This window comes from Candidatus Melainabacteria bacterium (genome assembly GCA_003963305.1).
Taxonomy (GTDB): domain Bacteria; phylum Cyanobacteriota; class Vampirovibrionia; order Obscuribacterales; family Obscuribacteraceae; genus PALSA-1081.
Window position 1 is genome coordinate 71,406 of the sequence record RXJR01000028.1, and the last position, 23,025, is coordinate 94,430.

At 49.5% G+C, this 23,025-nt stretch carries 18 protein-coding genes and 1 pseudogene; 12 read left to right on the forward strand and 7 right to left on the reverse strand.

The window, feature by feature from the left end; translation table 11 throughout:
• Positions 1-17: 17 nt before the first annotated feature.
• Both EKK48_25395 and EKK48_25400 read right to left on the reverse strand, forming a co-directional pair.
• A complete protein-coding gene (locus EKK48_25395) occupies positions 18-908 on the reverse strand; it encodes an alpha/beta hydrolase (GenBank protein RTL36577.1) in 891 nt (296 codons plus the stop codon).
• A gap of 13 nt (positions 909-921) precedes the next feature.
• Positions 922-1,143: a hypothetical protein gene (locus EKK48_25400; protein RTL36578.1), complete on the reverse strand. Its 222-nt coding sequence runs from the start codon at positions 1,141-1,143 to the stop codon at positions 922-924.
• Between the two features lie 564 nt (positions 1,144-1,707).
• On the opposite strand from EKK48_25400, the gene EKK48_25405 reads away from it, so the two are divergent.
• Complete coding sequence (locus EKK48_25405) at positions 1,708-3,177, forward strand: DEAD/DEAH box helicase (protein ID RTL36579.1); 1,470 nt, start codon at positions 1,708-1,710, stop codon at positions 3,175-3,177.
• A 2-nt stretch (positions 3,178-3,179) separates the two neighbouring features.
• Here the strand turns inward: EKK48_25405 and EKK48_25410 are convergent, their stop codons facing one another.
• On the reverse strand, positions 3,180-3,731 hold the full coding sequence (locus EKK48_25410) for a hypothetical protein (protein RTL36580.1): 552 nt from the start codon (positions 3,729-3,731) through the stop codon (positions 3,180-3,182).
• 214 nt (positions 3,732-3,945) lie between these two features.
• Here EKK48_25410 and EKK48_25415 point away from each other — a divergent pair, with 214 nt between their 5' ends.
• Complete coding sequence (locus EKK48_25415) at positions 3,946-5,013, forward strand: hypothetical protein (GenBank protein RTL36581.1); 1,068 nt, start codon at positions 3,946-3,948, stop codon at positions 5,011-5,013.
• 124 nt (positions 5,014-5,137) lie between these two features.
• Positions 5,138-5,719, forward strand: coding sequence for a hypothetical protein (locus EKK48_25420; GenBank protein ID RTL36582.1), 582 nt, complete (start codon positions 5,138-5,140; stop codon positions 5,717-5,719).
• Between the two features lie 112 nt (positions 5,720-5,831).
• On the opposite strand, the gene EKK48_25425 is transcribed toward EKK48_25420, so the two are convergent.
• Both EKK48_25425 and EKK48_25430 read right to left on the reverse strand, forming a co-directional pair.
• Positions 5,832-6,854 carry a hypothetical protein gene (locus EKK48_25425; GenBank protein ID RTL36583.1) on the reverse strand — a complete coding sequence of 341 codons (1,023 nt, stop codon included), beginning with the start codon at positions 6,852-6,854 and terminating at the stop codon, positions 5,832-5,834.
• Between the two features lie 108 nt (positions 6,855-6,962).
• Positions 6,963-7,352, reverse strand: a complete 390-nt coding sequence (locus EKK48_25430; GenBank protein ID RTL36584.1) for a VOC family protein — start codon at positions 7,350-7,352, stop codon at positions 6,963-6,965.
• A gap of 207 nt (positions 7,353-7,559) precedes the next feature.
• Between EKK48_25430 and EKK48_25435 the strand changes: the two genes are divergently transcribed.
• The 5 genes and pseudogenes from EKK48_25435 to EKK48_25455 all read left to right on the forward strand — a co-directional run bounded on the left by EKK48_25435 (position 7,560) and on the right by EKK48_25455 (position 13,591).
• Positions 7,560-9,398: a phosphoenolpyruvate carboxykinase (GTP) gene (locus EKK48_25435; protein RTL36585.1), complete on the forward strand. Its 1,839-nt coding sequence runs from the start codon at positions 7,560-7,562 to the stop codon at positions 9,396-9,398.
• A 945-nt stretch (positions 9,399-10,343) separates the two neighbouring features.
• A pseudogene (locus EKK48_25440) lies at positions 10,344-10,523 on the forward strand (hypothetical protein).
• A 111-nt stretch (positions 10,524-10,634) separates the two neighbouring features.
• Entirely contained in the window at positions 10,635-12,479 is a 1,845-nt protein-coding gene (locus EKK48_25445; protein ID RTL36586.1) for a serine/threonine protein kinase, read from the forward strand.
• A complete protein-coding gene (locus EKK48_25450; protein ID RTL36587.1) occupies positions 12,295-13,185 on the forward strand; it encodes a CPBP family intramembrane metalloprotease in 891 nt (296 codons plus the stop codon). Before EKK48_25445 ends, EKK48_25450 begins: the two co-directional genes overlap by 185 nt.
• Positions 13,186-13,216: 31 nt before the next feature.
• Entirely contained in the window at positions 13,217-13,591 is a 375-nt protein-coding gene (locus EKK48_25455; protein ID RTL36588.1) for a hypothetical protein, read from the forward strand.
• Positions 13,592-13,615: 24 nt separating this feature from the next.
• Here the strand turns inward: EKK48_25455 and EKK48_25460 are convergent, their stop codons facing one another.
• Positions 13,616-14,521: a hypothetical protein gene (locus EKK48_25460; GenBank protein RTL36589.1), complete on the reverse strand. Its 906-nt coding sequence runs from the start codon at positions 14,519-14,521 to the stop codon at positions 13,616-13,618.
• Positions 14,522-14,570: 49 nt separating this feature from the next.
• Between EKK48_25460 and EKK48_25465 the strand changes: the two genes are divergently transcribed.
• Complete coding sequence (locus EKK48_25465) at positions 14,571-15,542, forward strand: DMT family transporter (GenBank protein RTL36590.1); 972 nt, start codon at positions 14,571-14,573, stop codon at positions 15,540-15,542.
• Positions 15,543-15,579: 37 nt separating this feature from the next.
• The gene (locus EKK48_25470; GenBank protein ID RTL36591.1) at positions 15,580-17,535 is read left to right on the forward strand and encodes a hypothetical protein; all 1,956 of its coding nucleotides are present in this window, start codon (positions 15,580-15,582) and stop codon (positions 17,533-17,535) included.
• 539 nt (positions 17,536-18,074) lie between these two features.
• Here the strand turns inward: EKK48_25470 and EKK48_25475 are convergent.
• Positions 18,075-19,613: a cryptochrome/photolyase family protein gene (locus tag EKK48_25475; GenBank protein RTL36592.1), complete on the reverse strand. Its 1,539-nt coding sequence runs from the start codon at positions 19,611-19,613 to the stop codon at positions 18,075-18,077.
• A 109-nt stretch (positions 19,614-19,722) separates the two neighbouring features.
• Here EKK48_25475 and EKK48_25480 point away from each other — a divergent pair, with 109 nt between their 5' ends.
• Together EKK48_25480 and EKK48_25485 are read left to right on the forward strand one after the other, a co-directional pair.
• Positions 19,723-20,553 carry a class I SAM-dependent methyltransferase gene (locus EKK48_25480; protein ID RTL36593.1) on the forward strand — a complete coding sequence of 277 codons (831 nt, stop codon included), beginning with the start codon at positions 19,723-19,725 and terminating at the stop codon, positions 20,551-20,553.
• Between the two features lie 29 nt (positions 20,554-20,582).
• Entirely contained in the window at positions 20,583-22,979 is a 2,397-nt protein-coding gene (locus EKK48_25485; GenBank protein ID RTL36594.1) for a hypothetical protein, read from the forward strand.
• Positions 22,980-23,025 lie beyond the last annotated feature (46 nt).

Sequence of the window (23,025 nt, forward strand, 5' to 3'; positions counted from 1 at the left end):
TCGGCTAATAGCCGGACTTATCGACTGTACTTATCCAAAAAATCAAACACTTCGGCAGTCGGCTTATCACATGCAAGACCCAGGTCCTCGTTCAAACTGGCGTGTGTTTTTCCCTGTACGGCCACGGCTTTTGAAGGTGTTCCAGCCTTCTTGAGGGCGCCATTGAAAGCAAGAGCCTGAGCTGTTGCATCAGCACGATTTGGAATGTAGAGGATCAAAAAAGGTGGCATAAAGTTGCCACGTCTCACGTATCTGATAGGAGAGGCCTGCCACCAGACCTGAGAATCTCGTCCGAAAACCGAGTTGAGCAGGTCATGATGCTTCGACGACCTGGCTGTTGCGGCAAAGTTATAGCTGCCGCCGTCTAAGAGAATTGTCCCCTTAAGACAGGAAGGTTCAAGTCCATACTGGGCTAGGAATCGGGCATCTGTTGAAATAAGGGCTGCTAGAGCTGCACCGGCTGAATGTCCCATCAAAAACAGACAGTCGGGATCACCGCCGTATCGTTTGATGTTCTTGTGAATCCAGGCCACCGACTCTGCCACATCCTGTGCGTGAACGGGATATTTCACCGCCGGAGAAAGCCTGTAATCGACAGTGACAAAAATAAATCCCCGGCGGGTAAATGCCAGGGGCTTATTAAAGACGCTAGAACTTTTGTCACCTGAACTGAACTTTCCTCCGTGGAAGAAAATAATTACCGGATGAGAACTCCCGGTTCTGGGGGAGAAGACATCCAGTTGATTGAAACTCTTTCGAGCCGGCGCGTAGACCTGATGGGCAAAGCATCGCGGTCGGAATGTTCGACTCAGCGGAGATGGCGATGAATGCGTTTCAGCTTCAGCACAACAGCTTGAGCTGAGGCTGAACAAAACGGCGCAAAGAGCCAGACAGATAATTGAGCTGATTGTGCGACCCTAGCTAATTTGATTCGGCATCAAAGGTGGACTTGGCATCTATTGAGGAAATTTCCCCGAGAATGCTGCTCAAAGCCATTTCAGTGCTAATTGTAAATCGCGGAAAACGTTTCGGAGCAGATGCCGAAACGCTCTTCATCACAGTGTGCTTACTGGAGAAACGCTCTTCCATCTCTTTCAGCTCTTGCATCAGATCTTTTGTTTCTGGAAAAAGTTTGTTTGCCATGAGCGATTTCCGCCGCCTATGTGTGTTGTAGTAACTGCAAAATTCTAGAGATGCCCGCCGACGCAACGGTCCGGCTGTTGGCAACTATAATGCCAGCAACTATTGAAATCAAGCCATTCCTTTAGCGTTACTTAATAATTAGCCGCTCCAATCATAAAGACACTTGACGACCTCGCGGTTCTCAACAGATGTACATGCTTGTCAATTTCGAAGTCCAGCAGCTATGCAGGCAGTTATAGCAGCGATATTCGTTTCTCCAGTTAATACTGTATATGGTGCCGTTTGAGGACAAAGAAACTGTCAAAAAACTAATCAAAAGTCTTCTAACTAAGATGATTATGCCTCGTTCATCACTGAATATGAAGCGCCTCAATACATAAGCTTTGACATCACCTGTGCAACACTGACATACTCACTCACCTCTGATGAGTCCGATGCCGGTGAAGGCTAGCATCGTGGATTGTGGGTTTCACCTTTTGGAAACAACAGACTGAGTCCCCGTCACCATTTGGGAGTCTGCTCTAGATTGTGCAAGCAAATGCTTGCCCCTAAAAAGGAAACAAAATGAACTTTACCGAACTTGGTCTATCCAAGCGAATTGTTGCCGTACTCGAAAAACTAAGCTTTATCGAACCTACTGAAATTCAGCAAAAAGCAATTCCATTCATCGTCAATGGACGAGACATTCTGGCCTCTGCCGAAACCGGCTCAGGAAAAACTGCCGCCTACGCTTTGCCTATCATCCAAAACCTGAAGGGTACCTCCGAACGAAAACCACGCTGTCTCGTTCTCGTGCCAACTCGGGAGTTGGCACTGCAAGTGCAGAGCCAGTTCGAGCGCTTCTCGAACAACTCTGGACTGAGGACGGTCACCGTATACGGCGGAACAGGATACGAAAAACAAACCAGATTGATGCGCCGGGGCGTTGACGTCGTTGTAGCCACACCTGGACGTCTGTTTGATCACATAGAACGAGGCAATGTGGACCTCAGTCACATCTCTCTACTGGTGCTTGACGAAGCTGACCGCATGCTCGACATGGGCTTCCTTCCTCAGGTAAGAAGAATCGTCGATGAGATGGAAGGCACTAATCGTCAAACATTGATGTTCTCCGCGACAATCAGCGGCACTGTTGAGCGCATCGCATCAGAGTTTCTTACGAATCCGGTAACGGTTCAAGTCAACACTAAAAGAGTTGAACCAAGCTCAATTGAACAACGCATCTACCATATAGACGAAGCGGGCAAAGACGCACTGTTAGTCCAGCTGATCCAGGCCGAACCGGAAATGAACTCGGTCCTGGTTTTCACAAAAACCCGTCGAAAAGCAGCCAAAATCAGGAAAAAGCTCTGTACATCGAACATTACTGCAGAGGAAATTCACGGCGATATTTCACAAAGTCAACGAGAAAAGACTCTGGCACGCTACCGTGAAGGCAGATTCTCCGTGCTCGTTGCCACAGATATTGCCGCACGTGGATTAGACATCCCGGCAATCAGCCACGTGGTCAATTACGATCTGCCAATGTCTGCCGCCGACTACGTACATCGCATTGGTCGCACAGGCCGAGCCGGACGCTCAGGCGTTGCGCTCTCTTTCGTGTGCGCCGACCAGCGCCACCTCATGAAAGACATCGAGAAAGTAACGGGAAGGCCTCTGGACCCGAACGCTCCACAGCAAGACCACGGCTCCGAGCATCAAAAGGCGAGACGACGACGCTTCAACAGAACTGGCCCCGCCAGAAATGCTGAAAACGCCGGCGCAAACTCGAACTGGAAACCGAAGGCCAGAACTGGCGGACGCTCCGAGAGCACTACCGGTGACTACGCCGGATACAGCACAGGCGACGACAACAGAGCCAACAGCAGATACAAGAAATACGGCAACGCCACCAGTGACCAGGCAAGATCGGGTCAAGGTTCCAGGAACGGCTCGGCAAACGGCAGCACTAAGCGATTCTGGGGACGTAAGCCTTCAGGTGCGACTGCGAAGCCGCAAGCAGGAAGCCGAAAATCCGCCGCTCAGGCTGTTTGAAGTTACTTCTTCTTCAAAGGCACTTCGTCTTGATCTGACATTACCGGCACGCCTCGCTTGTGCACGATAATGGCATACATCTTTCGAGCCAGGTCTTCATCCAGGCGACGATACTCGTATGCTATTCCGGCACTGACGTTGTCGTAGTAGTCGACGCGACCGTTTTTTGCCCTGTATTCAGTCAATTTGAGACGATTAGCCATAAGACTGGTCAACGGTGATTGCTTGCTGATACCGTCTTTGGTGACAACAGCCGAACCTGCTGAAGCGATTTGAATCGCTTTGCCATCTTTATCGTAGAACACTTTCAACATCACTGTCGTCAGACCTTTGTCCTTCCAATCAGCGTGTTCGACTTTTACGCCTGAAGGTAGAGTGTAGGAACCATCGAAGTTACCTGCTGCTTCTTTCATTTTTTGCGCAGTCATGCCAAGCTTTGCCACCCCGATTCCTACTCCGGGCGTAGCGAGCACCTTCTCAACGGCCAGACACGGCACATTTGCAAATCCAAATGAAAGGCCCAGGATTAGCAACGCAGACAGGGAAACTCTCATCAAATATCTTCCTTTTTAGTAGGGCAGTTAAGAGCAGATTCTACTATGTCGACATGGTTCATCGAGGCAATGCATATGTTCATCGACCAACCGGAAAGCCTGCACTGATAAACGATTTGAAGCTTTAATCAAAAAAGACGGAAAAATAATCGATTTGAAGTGAACTTTTTGCCTGTCACTTACGTATTAGTGTTAGGTGATAGATGAGGCGCATATGAAAAAATCAATTGCTCTAGTGACAATAGGAATGATTGCTACCCTGCACTTCGGTGGCACTCTTTTGCGGTCGACTGCGACTGCAGCCGCACCAAAAACAACGACAGCTGAAACCCTCGCTACCTCTCAAATTCAAGTTATTTATGACGATTGGTCTTATGCAAATAAAGACCGCTCGCTGCCGGTCAAAATCTATCTTCCAAAACGAGCGGACCATCCTCTTCCGGTCGTCATCTTCTCGCATGGTCTGGGTGGCTCGCGTGAAGCGGCTCCTTATCTTGGTGATTACTGGGCAGAGCACGGCTATATCGGGGTGTTCATTCAACATCCCGGCAGCGACGAATCATTTTGGAAGCCATCACTTTCGCAAGGCGGTCCTATTAGCAAGGCAGCACTGCTTCCTAAATTCAGGCAACAACTGACCAACCCTGCTCATGCTATCAATCGAGCCCAGGATGTACATTTCATCATCGACAAACTGACTGAGTTGAACAAGAGCTCTGGTCCACTGTCGGGGAAAATGGATCTTAACGCTCTCGCCATAGCTGGGCACTCTTTTGGCTCATGGACGGCATTGACAGCAAGCGGGCAAACATTTGTCAGCCCAGGCGGCAAGAAAATTGAGGCTGGCGATCCTCGAATCAAAGCCGCAATTTACCTGAGTCCAACCGTGGCCAAAAAAGGTTCCGACCTTGATATCGCCTACGGAGGCATCAAAATACCGGGACTTCATCTGACTGGCACCAAAGATGATTCACCTGTAAACGGCACCAGAGCAGATGAACGGCGTGTGCCATTCGATCACATCAGCAAAAGTGATCAATACCTGGTCATACTTGACGGCGCAGACCACATGGTTTTCGGTGCCGGACGGAAAAGACTGAGAGCCGATCACGATGACGTCGCTCAGCAAGAAATCGTTGCGGACGTATCCACAAAATTCTTAGATGCCTACCTCAAACATGATTCGTCCGCTTTGACGTGGTTACGTGGTGCTGGAGCAAAAGCAGAGATAAACGGCAAAGGTACGTACGAATACAAACTGGCAAATGCCGCCCGAACATAAATTTCTCTCTGTTTCAGTGGGGGAATTACGCTAAAGAGGACTGCGAAGGCTCTAGCATTCAGCATGTATGAAGAGTATTTTAATTTTGTCTCTTCGCCCACAATCAGCTAATCGGGTAGTGAACATGAGTGCCGAGAAATCGAGCAAGAAAGGCTTTGCGATTCTTTTCGTAGGAGTAATGATAGGTATCGGCGTCGGCATAGCGGCTTGTGTCACAACAATGGTGCACCCTGCCACAGCAACAGCCAATGAAAAATCAGTAGCTGTTGCTGCCAGACCGGCAAAGCCTCTACCGAGTCTCTACCCTCCTCCTCCCCAGACTGCCTCTTTGAACGCAGGCTATGACGCAGTCACAGCACCACTACAACCCGACCAGAGTCAATCAGTCGCTGCGTATCAGCAGCCAACAACGAACTTTCAACCAGCTCTGGCACCAGCTCTGGCACCAGCTCTGGCACCAGCACAAGGAATTTCACAAGGAACAGCCATTCAGTCTCAAGACGGCTCGTTACTGATGCCTGGCGTGAACGCATATGCCACCACAGCTCAAGCGCCCGCTGCAACGATGGCAACGTACGAAGCAACAGCAGACACGATCACGGCTGGGCACGTCAATCCAAACTGGACGATCGGTAAAAACGGACTGATTCAGAATCCCTGTGTCGATCCACCTTCTGCACATGGCAGACAGACCGGTCAGTATTAACTGCGAGTTCCGAACTGGGATCTGGAAATCGAACAGAAATTCCAAACTCGACGCACTGGAACCTGCACCGAGTTCCTCGCCCATCCTTGATGAACGTCTCAGCTAAAGCTGCTTAGTTCACTTCCAGTGAAGTCAAAAACTTATCGGCACTTGCCGTGTCCGGAGCCTCTTTAGAGCTTAAGAAAGTCAGCTCATAGAGAGCGTCTTTGACCCAGTAGACGCGACCCAAGCGAAGCGCACCGTCTTTATCTTTGATCTCATATGATTTGCCAGGGGCGCCTTTCAAATCAATGTCGGCAGTCTTCACAACAGTGCCACCATTTTGGCGAGAGGCTAAATCTACAGCATCATCAATGTTTTTCTTGGGGTCATTGAACCAATTTTTCAGAGTCTCTGGCTCAAATGTCGTGCAAGCAGCTCTGTAGCTCTCCTTGTTATCGGGATCATTGACGCGTTTGCCCTGCTCGCCACATCGAGCCCAATGCTGAGTGGTCTTGATGTCGGCTGTATTTTTGACGACACCATATGAATCGGGATTCTCAGCTGCAGCCTTACCAAATTGCTTTTCGAGCGCAGCTTTGCCCGGCTCTGCTTCGTTCGGCATCAGTACCGACCAGTTGCTCTTAGGCAATGAAACACGCTGCCAGCCGAATGCATACGCGGGAGTAGCATCAGGAGCGGGCTCAACACCCACCTCGTAATAGATACCGTCTTTGATACCAATCGGAATGGTCGTAGAAATTGAACTGTTCTTTCCTTCAGCCGACAACTTAAGAAGATTGGTCGGCTTCAAATTCGCTTTGTAGAAAAGCCCGTCCGGTCCCATATTGGGCTTATCCATATCAGGCTTTGGTGGCAAAATTTCAAACTTGGTGAATTTGTTTCCATCCTTCATCGAGGCTTCGGTGATGCCGTCAATCAATTCCTGCATGCTGGACTGAACCTTCACTGGCATGCGCAACTTGCGCAGCCCCTCAACATCATTAGCGTTGAAGGTCTTCATGTACAACGCGCCAAACTGCTCTGGTGTCTTCCGGGAGCCGTCCTGAGCAAAAGCACCTACCGAACAAGTCATTGCCACCAGAAAGGCAATTCCGGAGTGTAGCAATTTAGATTTCGATGTTGCAGACGGCATAGACTCTCCTCGTAAAAAATGCACTCACTTCACTGCTGGCAGTAAAAATTTAGGCGACGCTTACAGATCGTATTCGTATATCGAACCCGATGCTTCCTGCTCAGTTATTCACCTTTGATAAACCTCAAGAGGCAGTCCGTCTGGATCTGCAAAAAAGAAAAACTTCTTGTCCGTTATTTCGTCGATTCTAATCTCTTCCACTGCCACACCCTTCTCACTCAGGCGGCGGTGAGTCTCCTCGACATCCTCGACCTGGAAAGCGAGGTGACGCAGTCCACATGCTTCCGGTCTGGATACACGCGGTGGCGGCGAGGGAAAGGAAAACAACTCAATCTGCGCATGGCGCCCGACTCTCAAATCTAACTTGTATGAGTTGCGTTCAGCCCGAAAGGTCTCTTCCAGCACCGCAAAACCGAGCGTTTCAGTGTAGAAAGCCCTGGAACGCTCATAGTTAGAGCAGATTATCGCAACGTGGTGAATCTCACTTTCAGCTAACACAAACAACCTAACTATATCTAAGGATTATGCAATCGCTTTCACAGCCGACAAAATTGAGCCGAATCGATTACAGGAGCTAGGATTACAGCACATGACAACCCGCATAGCTGCTTCTGAATAAATCAGTAATATTTCTTGAAGTAAAGTAGCTCGGATGTATCATTGCATGTCTAACAGTGCACTCTTCATCAAAGGGCTGGCGAATTTATGATAAACACGCTGTCATCAAATCCGGTTGTCAACGTCACCGCCAGCTATTCGGTCAGACACATCACCCTGGCTAAATGGGTGATGGAGATTGCCTCCCTCTGCAAACCAGATCAAATTCACTGGTGCGACGGATCTCAGGACGAGTATGATTCGCTTTGCAAAGAGATGACAGCAAAGGGAACATTGATTCGCCTCAACCCTTCTTTGCGTCCAAACAGCTTTCTGGCTCGTACCCACTCCTCAGATGTTGCACCGGCAGACGACTGCACCTACATTTGCTCTCAAACTGAAGCGGAAGCAGGACCAACTAACAATTGGAAAGCTCCTGCTGAAGCCAAAAGCACCTTAACTGGTCTTTTCGAAGGCTGCATGCGCGGTCGCACTATGTATGTCGTTCCTTTCAGCATGGGACCGCTTGGTTCATCGATTTCACAGATCGGTGTGCAGCTCACCGACTCACCATATGTAGTGGCAAGCATGCGCCTGATCAGCAGAGTCGGCAAGAAAGTTGTCGAAGCTCTCGGTGTTTACGGTGATTTCGTTCGATGCCTGCACAGCGTTGGAAAACCACTTGCTGCTGGTGAAGTTGACACCGCCTGGCCTTGCAACGCAGAAACAAAGTTTATCGCTCACTTTCCCGATAGCAGAGAAATCTGGTCATACGGCTCAGGCTACGGTGCCAATGCTCTGCTCGGCAAAAAGAGCCTTGGTCTTAGAATCGCCTCGACCATGGCCCGCGACGAGGGCTGGTTAGCAGAGCACATGGTTATTTTAGGAATTCAATCACCTCAGGGTGATAAGAAGTACATTGCCGCAGCATTTCCGAGCGCATGCGGAAAAACCAACCTGGCTATGCTGGCTCCTCCAGCTGCTCTCAGCGGCTGGAAAGTCACCACTGTTGGTGACGATATAGCATGGATCAAACCGGGAGCCGACGGCAAATTTTATGCCATCAACCCGGAAGCTGGATATTTTGGAATCGTGGCAGGCATTTCCGAAAAAACGAACCAGAACGCATTGAACACTATGCGCGAAAATTGCATTTTCACCAACGTCGCCCTTACAGAAGATGGCGATGTCTGGTGGGAAGGATTAACAGAAAAACCGCCAGCCAAACTGACAGACTGGCAGGGTAACGAGTGGACAGCATATTGCGGTCGACCGGCGGCCCACAAAAACGCGAGATTCACTGTTCCAGCAGCGAACTGCCCTTCGCTGGACTCGAAGTGGAACGACCCGAAAGGTGTTCCAATCAGTGCATTCGTTTTTGGCAACCGCCGTGCCACCGCAATTCCACTTGTCACCGAAGCCTTCAACTGGGATTACGGCGTTTATCTCGCCTCCGTCAGCGGTTCCGAGCGCACTCGCGCCATGGGTGCAGTCAGCGAAGTCAGCCGTGACCCGATGGCCATGCTCGCCTACTGCGGCTACAACATGGGTGACTACTTCAGCCACTGGTTGCAAATGGGACGCGAAGTCAAGTCACCGCCACCAATTTTTTCAGTCAATTGGTTCCGCATCGACGCCAACGGAAAGATCATCTGGCCGGGCTTTGGCGAGAATTTCCGCGTTTTAAAGTGGATATTTGAGCGAGCACAGAGAAAAGCATCGGCTGTACAATCTGAGTTGGGATGGATGCCAACTTATGATGACATCGATTGGACAGGCTGCACGAGCGTTTCGAAAGAAAAATTCGAGTCCGTCATGACCGTCGACAAGAAAATTTGGCAGAAAGAACTGGAATCTCATCAAACGTTGTTTGACACTTTCGCCACAAAAATTCCAAAGCAATTTACACTGCTGCGAGAATTACTCCAGTTAGGATTTAAAAGATAACGCATGCTCGAAATTGTGAACCGCCGCGTACTCCTCGCTAGTATGCTACTTTTGCCGTCGCTCTCAACTGCGGCGGAGGCAGCCGCTTTGAGTACGTCTCAGTTAAACGCACTCCTCAAGGACCCTGGCTTCAAGGTTTCGGCAACCAGCAGCATCGTCATGGGTACGGGACCGATTGTTACCGTCCTCACTGAAGAAGATGCGAAAACAGCGGACCAGGACTTGAAAATCGACGCGCTCCTTCTGTCGAAAACGCTGATGGAAGCAGCGCCAGGGCAGATAGAAAAAGTGAAAGTGCTTTTCTCACAAAGTGGTCACAGTGGGCGTTTTATTATTATCGACAATAGAGAGATTCAAGATTTCGGCCACGGCAAAATCTCTCCAGAAAAGATGCTTGCCTCCTTGCGTTTCTCTGATGTAGAGCCCGAACGAGCACCAGATGTAGTGCCCGGTCCGGAATTCGAGAGACGATTGTTAGCCTGGAATAGAATCAAACGATTGCGCCAACAGGGAACCGGAGTCGGTCCCTTCGAGAATATCTTTCGCGAAATCGAAAACGTTGCAAAATCCGGTGAGTCAGCCAAAGTCAGTGAAAGAGTCGCTTATCTAGAATCCAAACTAAGCGACCAGGAAGAACAGGTCAAACAGGCAAAGAAATCAGCTCAGGGTCGCGGCGTTCCGTCCATTGCATCAAGGTCATCAGTTGCATCGACACCCGCAGGGTCAGGCAGCCAATCGACAGCTCCTACCGGGGGCCACTCCGGCTTTGTTCCTCCAGATGCTGAGAGAATCAAACGAATCTACACCCAGGATAGCGAAAGTTGGCTGCGCAATCTGGAAGCTAAGAACAGCAGTCAGGCAGCGACCTTCCGAAAAATGAAGAAATCTGTGGACGAAAAATTTGCCACCAAGCAAGACGCTGCAGCTTTTGAAGAGCTCAGCAGCATGATTACTCTGGTCAAGCAGGACCTCGGATTTGATCCGTTCAGACCAGATGGTGACGGCGGCAGAGGTCAGGCCGGAGGCGGACCTAATGGCGGCGGACCCAACGGCGGCGGACCCAACGGCGGCGGACCCAACGGCGGCGGCGGTCCCATGGGCGGTCCCAACGGACCCGGCGGCTTTTAAGCCCGACCAGAGCTTTCGTGCGGACTCCGGTCTGAAGTGATAAATTGCAATAGGTTCACGCCACAGGGAATATAGAGGGCGGGACCACTGTCGGAACCAACAATTTTCATGACTTCAGAGCCTCCGAAAAGCGAATCAACGTCACCTCCAAGCCGAAAGCGGGTCGATCCTCTGGTCGGAACAGTTTTGGACGGACGCTTTGAGATTGAGGAAGTTCTCGGCTCAGGCGGCATGAGCGTCGTATATAAGGCAAATCAACTGCGCGTTAACCGACATGTCGCTGTCAAGACTTTGCGCATGCAGCTTGATTCTAAGCCCATTTATCGGGAAAGATTCCAAAACGAAATCAACTTGCTTTGCGCCCTGAGTCACCCCAATATCGTCACTGTTTACGATTGTGTTATCGGACCCGACGACCAGCCTTACGTAATCATGGACTACCTGCGAGGTCGCAGCCTGGAGGTCCTGATCGGTCAAGAAGGTCCGATATCAGTAGAGCGTTTTATGCGAATCGCGGTGCAGGTCTGCGGCGCCCTCGATCACGCCCATCGGAAAGGCGTAATCCATCGGGATCTGAAACCAGGCAATATCGTGTTGATGGATGATGAATCAGATTTTGTAAAAGTCGTGGACTTCGGTCTAGCCAAATTGAACGACACAAATCGGCGTTTGACACAATCAGGTGAACTCTGGGGCAGCCCTCCATACATGAGCCCGGAACACTGCCAGAGCAAACCGGAAGACGAGCGATCCGATTTGTACTCCTTTGGCTGTGTGATGTACGAGATGCTCACAGGAAAAGACCCTTTCCACTTTGCCACCAGCGTTTACGAGCTGATTCAAATTCATATCAATACTCAACCACCATCGCTGGCAGAGGCAAATCCACTCGTGCATGTACCGGCTGAACTCGAGACGGTCATCTTCAAGGCAATGGCTAAACTACCGGAAGATCGTTACCAGACCGCGGCTGAATTGAGGGATGCACTGGTAGCAGTAAGCAGCAGCATGGGCCGTCATTCAGGAGACTTGCTCGCGCTACCGACAGCCGGCAAAAGATCTAACTCTACAGGAGAAATAATTCCGGCGCCCGGAGCTGCAAATTTCACACCGGCAGAGCCAAACCGTTCAACGAGTCCCAGTGAACATTTCAGACGAGCACTCGATCCCATGCGCGGTATCAATGTTGATCAATTATTTGACGGCACCGCAGATAGTGCTGAGTTTTCCAGTCGAAACACCGCCGGCCCAGGCTCAGCACGTACTGAGAACAGTACTCAACCCGACATCATTTCCAAACCTGCCAATTCCAATCACAGCAGCACCGCCGCCGATAGCGACTCTGCGGTTAAACATGCCAAACCGCCAGCGGGAATGCCGCCGCAGGCTGGCAGTAACATTCGCAGAATGCAAAGCGAGACTCAGAAACCGCTATTGCCCGCAATGCTTGCTGGCGCACTTTTAGGAGCTGGAATGATTGTGGCCTTTATCTTTGCAGTACCTCAATTTATGCACAAAACCCCCGGCGATAAATCCGCAACAGATTCAACATCAGTACCAAAGGGTGCTGAAGATCCGGCAATACACACGGCACCGGCACTGCACTCAACATCGGCACTGCATTCAACGACTGCTGGGCAACCCAAAACAGACGCTCCCCCAGCAGCAGCCCTATCAAATCCCGCCATGATTTCAAATACCACCGCTGGTTCACATCCCACCCCTGGTATACATCCTGCCGCTGGTTCACGTCCCGCCGCGGTTCCGCATGCCACTGCGATGTCCCACCCGACAGCCTCCCGACCAGCAGCTGCCCACACCCCAGCCTCCCATCCGGCAGCCATTTCCCACACAGCCACCAATCAGCGTAGCGCTGCTACCCACGCGACGCCATCATCCGCGAAAAGCTCGAATCCATGGGATGCACTGCAGGGGCTGCGCAAAGGCAAATGATTTTGTGACGCCCGAATCGAATTCGCACGAGAAGCATGCTCTTACAGCACCAGTTATCTACGCGCTCTGCATTCTGCCATGCATTGCAATGTGGTACGGGCTCTACGTCCTGAGAAACACCAACATCACCCTGGCGCTCTACCACATGCTTTGTCTGATGCCAGGCATCATACTTGGGTCTTCTCTGTGGCGAAATGATTTCAAGATTCCAAGCCCGAAACAATGGCTGCTTTTGTTTCTGGCCGCTGTTTCATTCAATGCCCTGACAATTTGGCTCTATGACCACATCGGTTCTCTCTTTTTGAACAACGACAACGTAATGACTTTGATTACTGAACTCGGTTTCAAAAAGGGACATCTTCTTGCGCTCAGCCTTTACTTTATCTTTGTCAATTCCACCCTTGAAGAGCTTTTCTGGAGAGGCTCGATTCTAAATCAGCTCGATCGCATGCGCGCACCATTCAAACACTATGGAATCATTCTTTCATCAGTGATGTATGCAGCCTTTCACTATCTGATCCTGCGGCTAGTGGTGTATCCAGGCTGGGCTGAGGTCGGTTTCGTCATGCTTGCCATATATGGCTGGATTCTCGCCATTCTCTATCGCAAAACAGGTTCAATCCTCATTCCTATCCTGGTTCATGCCTTTTTAACCGATCTCGTAGCGATGCTGCTGACAGTCGATTTGCTCAGTCACTACCACTGATGGCTGAACGCGCCGTATATTCGGAAAAATCATGAATTCAGCCAGGGTGCATATAATTGCACCTGCCTGGGAATATTTAAACAAAGCCATTGAGGACCAAGCCATGCTCAGCGATGTATCTCAGCAAGTACCTGGTGAAGCTGCAGACGATTTAGTCGATCTCTTGAAGGCTGGCATGTACGAAGATTTTTTGGAAACATACAGACAAAAGGCAAAAGTCTGCAAAGATGGCGCTGTTATCCTTGCTGAAATGATCAACGAACGCATGCGCAAGATGTTTCCAGAATGCGAGACCACGCTGGTAGTTTCTCAGCAGATGCATGATAAACACCTGGTCGTAATCCAGGATGGATCAAGATTTTTCGGCGACAGTTGGACAGTGACTCGAAATATGTTCGTAGTTTAGACAAACTGTGGCAACGTGAGAGCTTTAGAATAAGTGAAAAATGCGGAGTGCATTGCCACGCACGACAAGCTCAAATTGATCTTTCGGCAGCTTACCCTTCAGAAACTCAATTAGCTCCTGATACTGCTTGTAATGCCCCTTGCCGAAGTAAGTTGCATCAGTTCCAAACAATACGTACTGGGCACCTAGTTCTGTCACGGCTTTCAGTGCTGACGCAGGATCCACCTGCGCAGTATCAAGATACAATCTTGCATCATTACGCTTAATTGACTTTTTCACGACTTCGATAGCGTCACCGTGATTGGTGCCGAAACCCATGTGATACAAAATTATCGGGACTGATGGATGCCGTTTAGCAATGTTGTAGATTCGCTCCGGCGACGATTTTGAATTTTTACCACCGCAGTGAAATACCGCAGGCACGTTGTTCGCAGCGCATAAGTCCAGGTACGGATCAACACGCGGATCATCGGCGTTGAATTGATTGAATTCAGGATGAAATTTCACGCCGACAAAAATTGCTTTGCCATTGTCATCTTTCATAGCAAATAAAGGAGCCAGGTTATTGACTGATCCATCTTCGGGTCTGGACCACGCCAAACCTCGAAACAAATCTGGATGTTTACGCACCAGCTCAGCGGTGATTTCGTTGGTTTGTGCTTCATTCAGCTGACGCGTGTTCGGTACATCTGCGCCGTCTATATTCGAAACGAGCGCCAGCTTGATGCCAGCCCGCTGCACTTCGTCTATCAAGGTCTGAGTGCCGATATCAAAACCGCTGAATTGCCCTATGTGAGCGTGAATATCAATCATGTCAAAAGGCGTCCACTTATCGCTTTGAGAACAGACAGGCTGTCCGGCAAGTGCCAGCAGCGCCGCGACAAAAGCGCAAAAAATCGAACTGTTATAAATTGAATCTTTTCTTTTCATTGACTTCTCAAGCGGTGCTCTCTACCATTAAGAGGCCCAGGGGTCGACCATGCAAAGATGTGATAAAGACGAGGCCAGTCTGTCGACAGCCACGTCTGAAGAAATTATAGACGCCAAAACATCCGAATCAACAAACAAGTCCAAGGCGAAAGTAATCCTTGCCTATTTTCTTTGCGCCACAATTTGGGGGACCACCTGGTATGCAATTCGCGTATGCATTGCTCCGGACGGATTTCCAACCTATCCAGCAGCTGCATTGCGCTTTACCTTTTCAGCAGCAATTTTAGGAATTTACTGGTTCGTTCGACATCGGAAATACAAGAAGCCATCACAGGCTGAATTAAAATGGTTATTTTGCGCAGGAGGAATCAGCGGTATCGCATATGGTTTGCTCTATTCCGCTGAAGAACAAATCTCAGGCGGGTTGACCGCCGTGCTTTCCGCAACTGGTCCACTTATAGCCGCCATGATAGCGATGGCAACCAGAACGGAAGCAACTTCTCGAATCAAAATCTTTGGATCCATCTTCGCTATAGCCGGAGTCGCCCTCGTCTTTCATGACCGACTTCAAGTGTCAGTTGCGCAAGCCTCGGCAGTTGGCATTGTCACTCTCGTGTGCATTCTTAACGCGTGCTCCAATGTGGTAATGAAACGATATGCGAGGGAAGTCGCAGCAATAGCCTGCAATACAGTATTTTTCACCGCGGCATCTGTGACGTTGTGGCTAGCCGCGATCATCAGCGGAAAATACAGCGTAACGGAATGGAACCTGGCTCCAACAGTGGCCCTACTGTACTTGACTATATTTGGGACGTTGATTGCGTTTGCGTGCTTTTTCTACCTGCTAAAACATGTACGTTTGTCAACAGCGATGACGCTTTCTTTTGTCACACCGATCATTGCTCTGGCAGTCGATGCAGTTTATGAAAAGGGTACAATATTGACCACCGAAACTTATGTCGGGATAGCAATAGTACTTTTAAGCGTGGCGATCAGTGTACTCGTGAAAGATCGCGCCTGATGCGTTAGCAAGAACGGAACCAAAAGAGGAATTAGATATGCTTTCAAGGCTGCAACGTCAGGTTGGTTGCAATTTTCTCACTGCGCTTTTTACCGTAATCTTCTTTGCAATGAATGCGATTCCCGCAGCTAAATCACAAGATTCGCGAACAACGAAAATGCAGTCACAGGCGACAACACGATACGTCGAAACAACGCAGTCCTTAGTAACATTGCAGTCCGCAAAGACAAGACAGTCCGCAATCGCATCACTGCCCGCTACGCCGGAATCAGAACCACCGCTCTCAATAGTCAACATCGACCTGTGCACCCTCGCCTATCAGCTCTATCATCAATCGCTATGTCTTCCACTAGACCCCTGGTACGACAATGTGTCTCGCGTGGGCAGCGACCGCCGCAACAACATTTGTCGATTCACCCACGATTACGCTGTTAAACTAGGCAACCTGCCTTCTGGTGATGCCTTCTATAGCGGACCGAACGCAGCGCGTGGCTGGAAGAATAGCAACTTGCGCCTCGATCCCATCATTACCAACTACAAACACATCGATGCAAAACTGCCAGCCTTTACTCGTGACGGAGAAAGGTACATGGCAATCTTTGCACCGCCTTACATTACCGACCGAATCAAATCGATTGAAGGTTTCCGGTACAAAACCCAGCCGACAAATTTTCCACATTACGACGTGGAGCGATATCAGATTCGCGAATACCCAGATGGTGAAAATCGATTGCTGGTATTCGAGGGAGGAACCGGCATCGTCGGCAGCAGCCAACCAGGCTGGAGCCCGATGGGTTTTGTCTTGATGCGAAAAACTGCCACCGGATATGATGCCCATATCGTCTTTCGTGGCAGCCGCAGTGGAGCCTCTCTTGCCAAGACAGTCTGGAATGCCCAGGACGCCATTGGTGATGCTAAGGGCAATCCAGACTGGATCACTGATCTGCGCAGCAGCAAGCAAATCGACCAACCGTTGATTAGCAAGACAGGAAAAGTAACAGAAGGATTCGCCGCGGCGCTACCGACAATGCTGGGAACGATAACAGCTTCTTGCCAGTATCTTGCCCAGGACTATCCAGCACCGGAACATGTTTACGTCACCGGCCATAGTCTCGGTGCCGGGCTGGCCAGTCAGTTTGTCAGCGCGATCGAGCAGGGCAGTTTTGGAGATGAACTGCGCAAAAAGGTGAGCGCCTGGCCGTGGGATAAGACTTCCCTAGTTGCATATGCTCAACCCATACCAGGTGATCCGACCTTTGCCGCCAACTTCGACAAAGTATCACCAAATTCGGTGCACTACTGGGTTGAAGGCGACAGCGTCGTTGAAGCAACCTCCAACGCAGTGGTAGGAATGGTCATCGACAAGGGCGAACACGTGGGTGCCCAGAAGAAACTGTCGAACCTCAGCGGCTGCAACGACAATCCGCACGAAGTTTTTGTTATCAGAGATGCACTCGTGCGCGAACTGGAAGATGGTAATTCGGCGCTGGCGCATGAACTTGGATCCCAAAACACCTGGGGTTACTACCAGTCATTTTCAAAAATGATCACAGGAGAGCCCTTGAACTTTGTCTACGCCGGCGCCCCTGCACCCAGACTGGTGACGGAAACCAATTTGCGCAGTATGCTGCAAAACTACGATTTCGGACCCGAATTCGACCGCTGGCTGGAAGAAGTGTACGCAAAGATGATCGCAGACAAAAGCAGCTACATCGGATTCAAATTTCAAAGCACTTTAGATGACAGACAGAAACTGGTTCTCGAACTGGTCAATCACATGCGCAAGCCCTCGGTGAACAATCATTCGCAAGACGTTGAAAATCTTGCCAGTGATTTCAAACTAATTGACGGAAACCTCGGCTTGACCAACGAAGAAAAGTGGATCTTCAGCGGCATGATTTTGTCTCGCCTGCAAAACTCAAACCTAACCCTGAAGGACTTACAGTCGAATTCCGAAATAAACAACTGCCTCAACGCAGCTGTCGCTGAATAGGGCACGAAGTGCGTAATTAGATATAAGTCAAAGTACGCAAGAAGAGATTCGCCGGGGTGCACAACTAGTGACACGGTAGGAATCAGGACCGATTCCTACCGTATATACGTACCGGATATACGTACCAGACATACGTACCAGATATACGTCCCGAATATACGATCCTCTCGCACATACTCGGCGCCATGGGCCGAGCGCTTGTCATTGCAGTAAGACAGCGAAGATGCGCTTCAAAAGCTGCTCTATACGACGCCAAATTCCTTCCATTAAATCGAGTGTGGGGTACTGGTAGAACATTTTTGCCTTGCTATACTTATTTCATACCGGTGAGCACTGACTTAAATGTTCAGTACTTTGAGCCGAGGGGCAATGCGGAAACGTCAGGTCGGCGCCGACCAGAAACTGTAGCAACCAGCCCGATGCACGTGACGGACTGACTGAAGCGAGCATAAATACTGAGTCCTTCGAACGGACAGTCAGGCAGTATCTTAAAAGCCACCGCAAAGCGATTTGGGTGGCTTTTTTGTTTGTCTAATTTTCTAAATTCGTTCGCCGCGAGCCATCGCATTCAAATAATGCTTGGCTTGCTCTCGAATCTCGCTAATTTGCTCTTCACCCTTGCCATCCAGATTGCGCATCATCATGACCATGCGATGATTATGTTCGAATTTGGAATAATTACGCGCAAGAAAATCCCAATACAAAGAATTGAATGGGCACGCATCTTTGCCGACCACTGTTTTGGGATTGTACTTACATTTTTTGCAGTAATCAGACATCTTATTGATGTAATTTGCTGACGCAGCGTAAGGTTTTGTGCCGACATAACCACCATCAGCATGCAGCACCATGCCAATTACATTTGGCACCATTACCCAATCGTATCCATCGATGAACATCGCCCAGAACCAGTCGTTCACTTGCACCGGTTCCAGAGCGGCAAGCAGCGAAAAATTGCCCAGGACCATCAAACGTAAGATGTGGTGGGCATATGCAAATTCTCGCACATGGCTCAGAGCCTCGCTCATACACTTCATATCCGTGTCACCGGTCCAGAAAAACTCCGGCAGTGAATTATTTGCATCAAGTGTATTGCGCTTACGGTACTCCGGCATAAGTCTCCAGTAAACTCGCCAGATGTATTCTCGCCAACCGATCAGCTGTCTGACATACCCCTCTACTGAAGCCAATCTTGCGGTGCCATTCAAATAGCGAGACTCAGCTTCACGCGCTAATTCCAGAGGATGAAGCAAGCCCACATTGATGTATGCGGAAAGCATCGAGTGATTCATCGAAACCTGACCGGTGACCATGGCGTCCTGATATGGACCAAACAAATCAAGCCGATTATCAAAGAAGTCTGCTGCTTCTTTTAAAGCATCTTCGCGAGTAACAGCGAGATTCCACGTCGATTTACTAACCGAACCAATGTGCGAAGCAAAATGACGGTTAACCATATCTATAACATCAGCGGTGATCTTATCGGCAGGCGATGCTAAGGGCTGCGAAAAATGCACAGACTTTCCAGGCGGCTGACGATTTTCTTTGTCGTAGTTCCAACTACCACCAAACGGCTCTTTGCCATCCATGAGCAACCCCGTTTTCATGCGCATCTTGTGATAGAAGGTTTCCATCGTGACACGCGAATCAGGTGTTTTATGCAATGAATCAAAATCTTCCGCGCTCGAAATAAACTGAGTATGAGAAGTTACCTGGCAGGGAATAGGACCCAAATTCTTTACCATTCGTTCTGTGACGCCGAATTCAGACTGCTCCATCATTCGAAATCCGGTTGGCTTACGAGTCTCAATATGTTCTTTTAGAGGATCTTCAAAGTTCTCTCTCTCCTCGTAATAATCGACAGTCCAACCAGCTTTCCGCAGCTCAGCGGCAAAATGTCGCATCACAGAATAGATAAGAACCAACTTGCGTTTATGGTAAGAACGTTGCTGAGCTCTTTTAATCGACTCAATCATCAATACGGTCGTAGTCTTTTTGTCACAACCCGCCAGAGCGGAATTCTGCAATGTGCACTGATCGCCTGTAATCCAGACTGTGGTTCCTCGATGATTGCTCACATTTCCTCAACATGTAGTCGACAAAAAATTAGTGTACATGGCGCCGCCCATGACGGAGCAATCAAAGTGACGATAATAATGTCATTTGTGGCTCGCCGGACTTCCGGCGATGCTACGATCTGTGCACCTGGAGGCTGCAAATTTGACAAGTTTCAAAGAGTTCGAACACGAAGGTTGGGAATTAGTCGCTGAGAAATATCACGAATATTTCGAACAACTTACCACGCAGACAATTCCAACCCTGATGGAAGTACTGAATCCCGGCGCCGAAACTATTGACGTCGCATCCGGGCCCGGCTACGTGGCTGCTGCCGCTGCTGAAAAAGGCTGTAGTGTAACCGGCGTTGACTTCAGCAAAGTCATGGTGGAGCGGGCGAAGAAATTGTTCCCGCAAATCAAGTTCGTCGAAGGTGATGCTGAGAGTCTTCCCTTCGACGATCAATCATTTGATAACTTTCTGATGAACTTCGGACTCCTGCACCTCGAACATCCGGAAAAGGCGCTATCAGAAGCCTTTCGGGTGCTGCGTAAAGGTGGAATAGCCGCTTTCACAGTATGGGCGCCACCAGACAGATCGGCTGGCTTTCGATGCATTTTAGGAAGCATTGCTGAACACGGCGATTCAACAGTTACCCTGCCACAAGGTCCTGCGTTCTTTCGCTTCAGCGATAAATACGAGTTCTTAAATCAACTTACGGACGTAGGCTTCAAAGATGTCAAATTTCGCCACATCAACATGACCTGGAAGCTTCCCGACGGAGAAGCACTGTTTAACGCATTCTTTCAGGGCACCCCAAGGACGGGCGGCACCCTGCGGGCACAATCTGCGGAGAGTCTGGCTGCCATTAAAAAATCGGTGCTGGAGACCTCCCTGCAATTTGAGCAGAGCGGATCATTGGAAATTCCCATGGTTTCATTGCTTGCTCTGGGCAAAAAGTAATTACGACACTGCCCAGCCTGGCTTGAACGATGGCTCAATTAGACGACAATGAAAAAACTATAGTTTCGGCTCAGGCTCAGTCATCTAACCCGACTGTTGTTGCGGCTCGGCACTGTCCCAAGTGTGGGCTGGCAGTCGCAGACTCGACCACTAACTGCCCTCAAGATGGCACGCAGATATTTGAAACCCAGGCGGGAATATTAGCGACCAAGTACGACTTTATAACCGTCACCGGCTCAGGCGGCATGAGCGTCGTCTACAAAGCTCGCCGACGCGACAGTGGTGAGATTGTTGCCATAAAAATGTTGCACTCTCTGCTAATGAACGAACAGGCGATGAAGCGCTTTCAGCAGGAAGCAAAAGCGATAACGAGCCTACGCCATCCGAACATTATTAACGTGCACGACTTCGGCGTGTCCGAGCATGGGCAACCATATATGGTGATGGACTTTATCGAAGGCAACACCCTGGCCGATGTTATCAAAGAGAAAGGCGGCCTGACCCTGGAAGAATCACTGCATCGATTTATTCAACTATGCGATGCACTGGAACATGCACATGAAGTGGGTGTGCTCCACCGCGACCTCAAGCCGAGCAACATAATGCTTTCCAATCGTGATGGCAACTTCGCAGATGCACGCATTGTGGATTTCGGTATCGCAAAACTTCTCGACAAAGAAGATGAACAAACAGATTCCGGTCACCTGACAAAAACAGGAGAGCTTTTCGGAAGCCCACTCTACATGAGCCCCGAGCAATGCCGTGGCAGTCATGTCGACGCCCGCTCAGACATATATTCAATGGGTTGTGTCATGTATGAGACCCTGACTGGTCAGCCACCATTGAAAGGCGCCTCGATGGTAGAAACGTTCGTTTTGCAGATGACTGAAATTCCTCAGCCAATGTCAAAAGTCTGCGTAAACCGCAGCTTTCCAGACGAACTGGAAGCTGTCATTGCAAAGACGCTTGCCAAAGATCCTGAAGATAGATTTCAATCAATGACAGAGCTTGAATATGCATTAATGCAGATTCAACCAAATCAGAGCAGTAGTAAACAATCTAGCAGGACAAAAGTAAAGCTTCAGGCACCAGTAATACCAAAAACCGTACTGGTCGGAGCCGTTTCGGCGGTATCCGGATTCATTCTCGCCAGCATCATAGTTTCAGCGATGCTGTCACACCACGAAAAATCGCAGAATGGAGCAGACAGCGCTACCGGTAAACAATCGGGTGGACAGGAAGTTTCACAACAGGGCGCACCAAAAGGTGCCGAACAGCAAAAAATCGACATCGCCGATTATGCAAAACGCAATAGAAAAGTGAAGAGAACACTTGAACATGGAGACGAAGATCTTGCAGCAGCACTCAGGGGCGACGATCTTGGTCTGTCACGAGTCGATCTTAGTGAGGCAAAAACGCCAATTACCGATCAGTCGGGAGTGTTGCTCGGCAACTTAAAAAGTCTGACCGACCTGGACCTCGACGAAAACCGAATTGGGGACAGAACTCTCGCGGCTGTGCAGAATTTGCCCATCACCAAACTATCACTCCGACGAACGCTCGTCACAGATTTGGGCATCTTCGAACTGTGCCACCATTCCATAAACAAACGTCTTGAATCACTTGCTATCACAGGTTGCTCGAGGATCACGGATGAATCCGTAGCGAGCATTGGTGAACACTTGCAAGCACTGAAATCGCTTGCCATCAGCAGTTTGCCATTTACCGATAAAGGCTTCTCCAAGTTGAGTAATCTTCATTTGCTGCATTTATTTGCAGACGATACCGCGGTTACCGATGCCGGTCTAGCCGCTCTCTCGAATATGACCTCTCTAAAAGAACTGCAACTCAATTACACAAAAACTGCAGACGCCGGCATCAGCCACCTTGCAAAACTGGACGAGCTCGAGACCTTGGGACTGGCGGGCACAGTAGTAACAGACAAAGCCACGTCTGACCTGGCTAAGTTACGGAACCTTAAAGCGCTTGACTTAGGATATACCTTAATCACCGGTCATGGGCTGAAAAATCTTGCACCGCTTCAAAACTTGACCAAACTCGGTCTCTACAACACGAGACTCAAGGATGAAGATCTTAAGGTACTGAGTAACTTTCCTCGACTCGAATCTCTCAATCTCGCTAACACCAACATCACCGATGATGGCGTCAATGAGCTCGTTAAACTGAAAAGTCTGCGTACTCTTGATATTGGTGGCAGCCGAGTTACCAACAAGGGTGTGAAAAAACTAGCGGCTCTCCCCAACTTGCAAAAGGTAATACTCTACGACCTGGCAATCGACCTTGAAAGCGTTCGAAAACTCAGAGATAAAAAGCCCGAATTGCAAATAAAGCTAATAGCACCGCTTGAAAAAGAAGAAGGGTTTTACGATGACCCGCGCAACTTCCACCAATTTCCTAACAGCTAAAGCGGAACCGCCAGTACGCATAGCGCTATGCTTGAACGCATTCTGC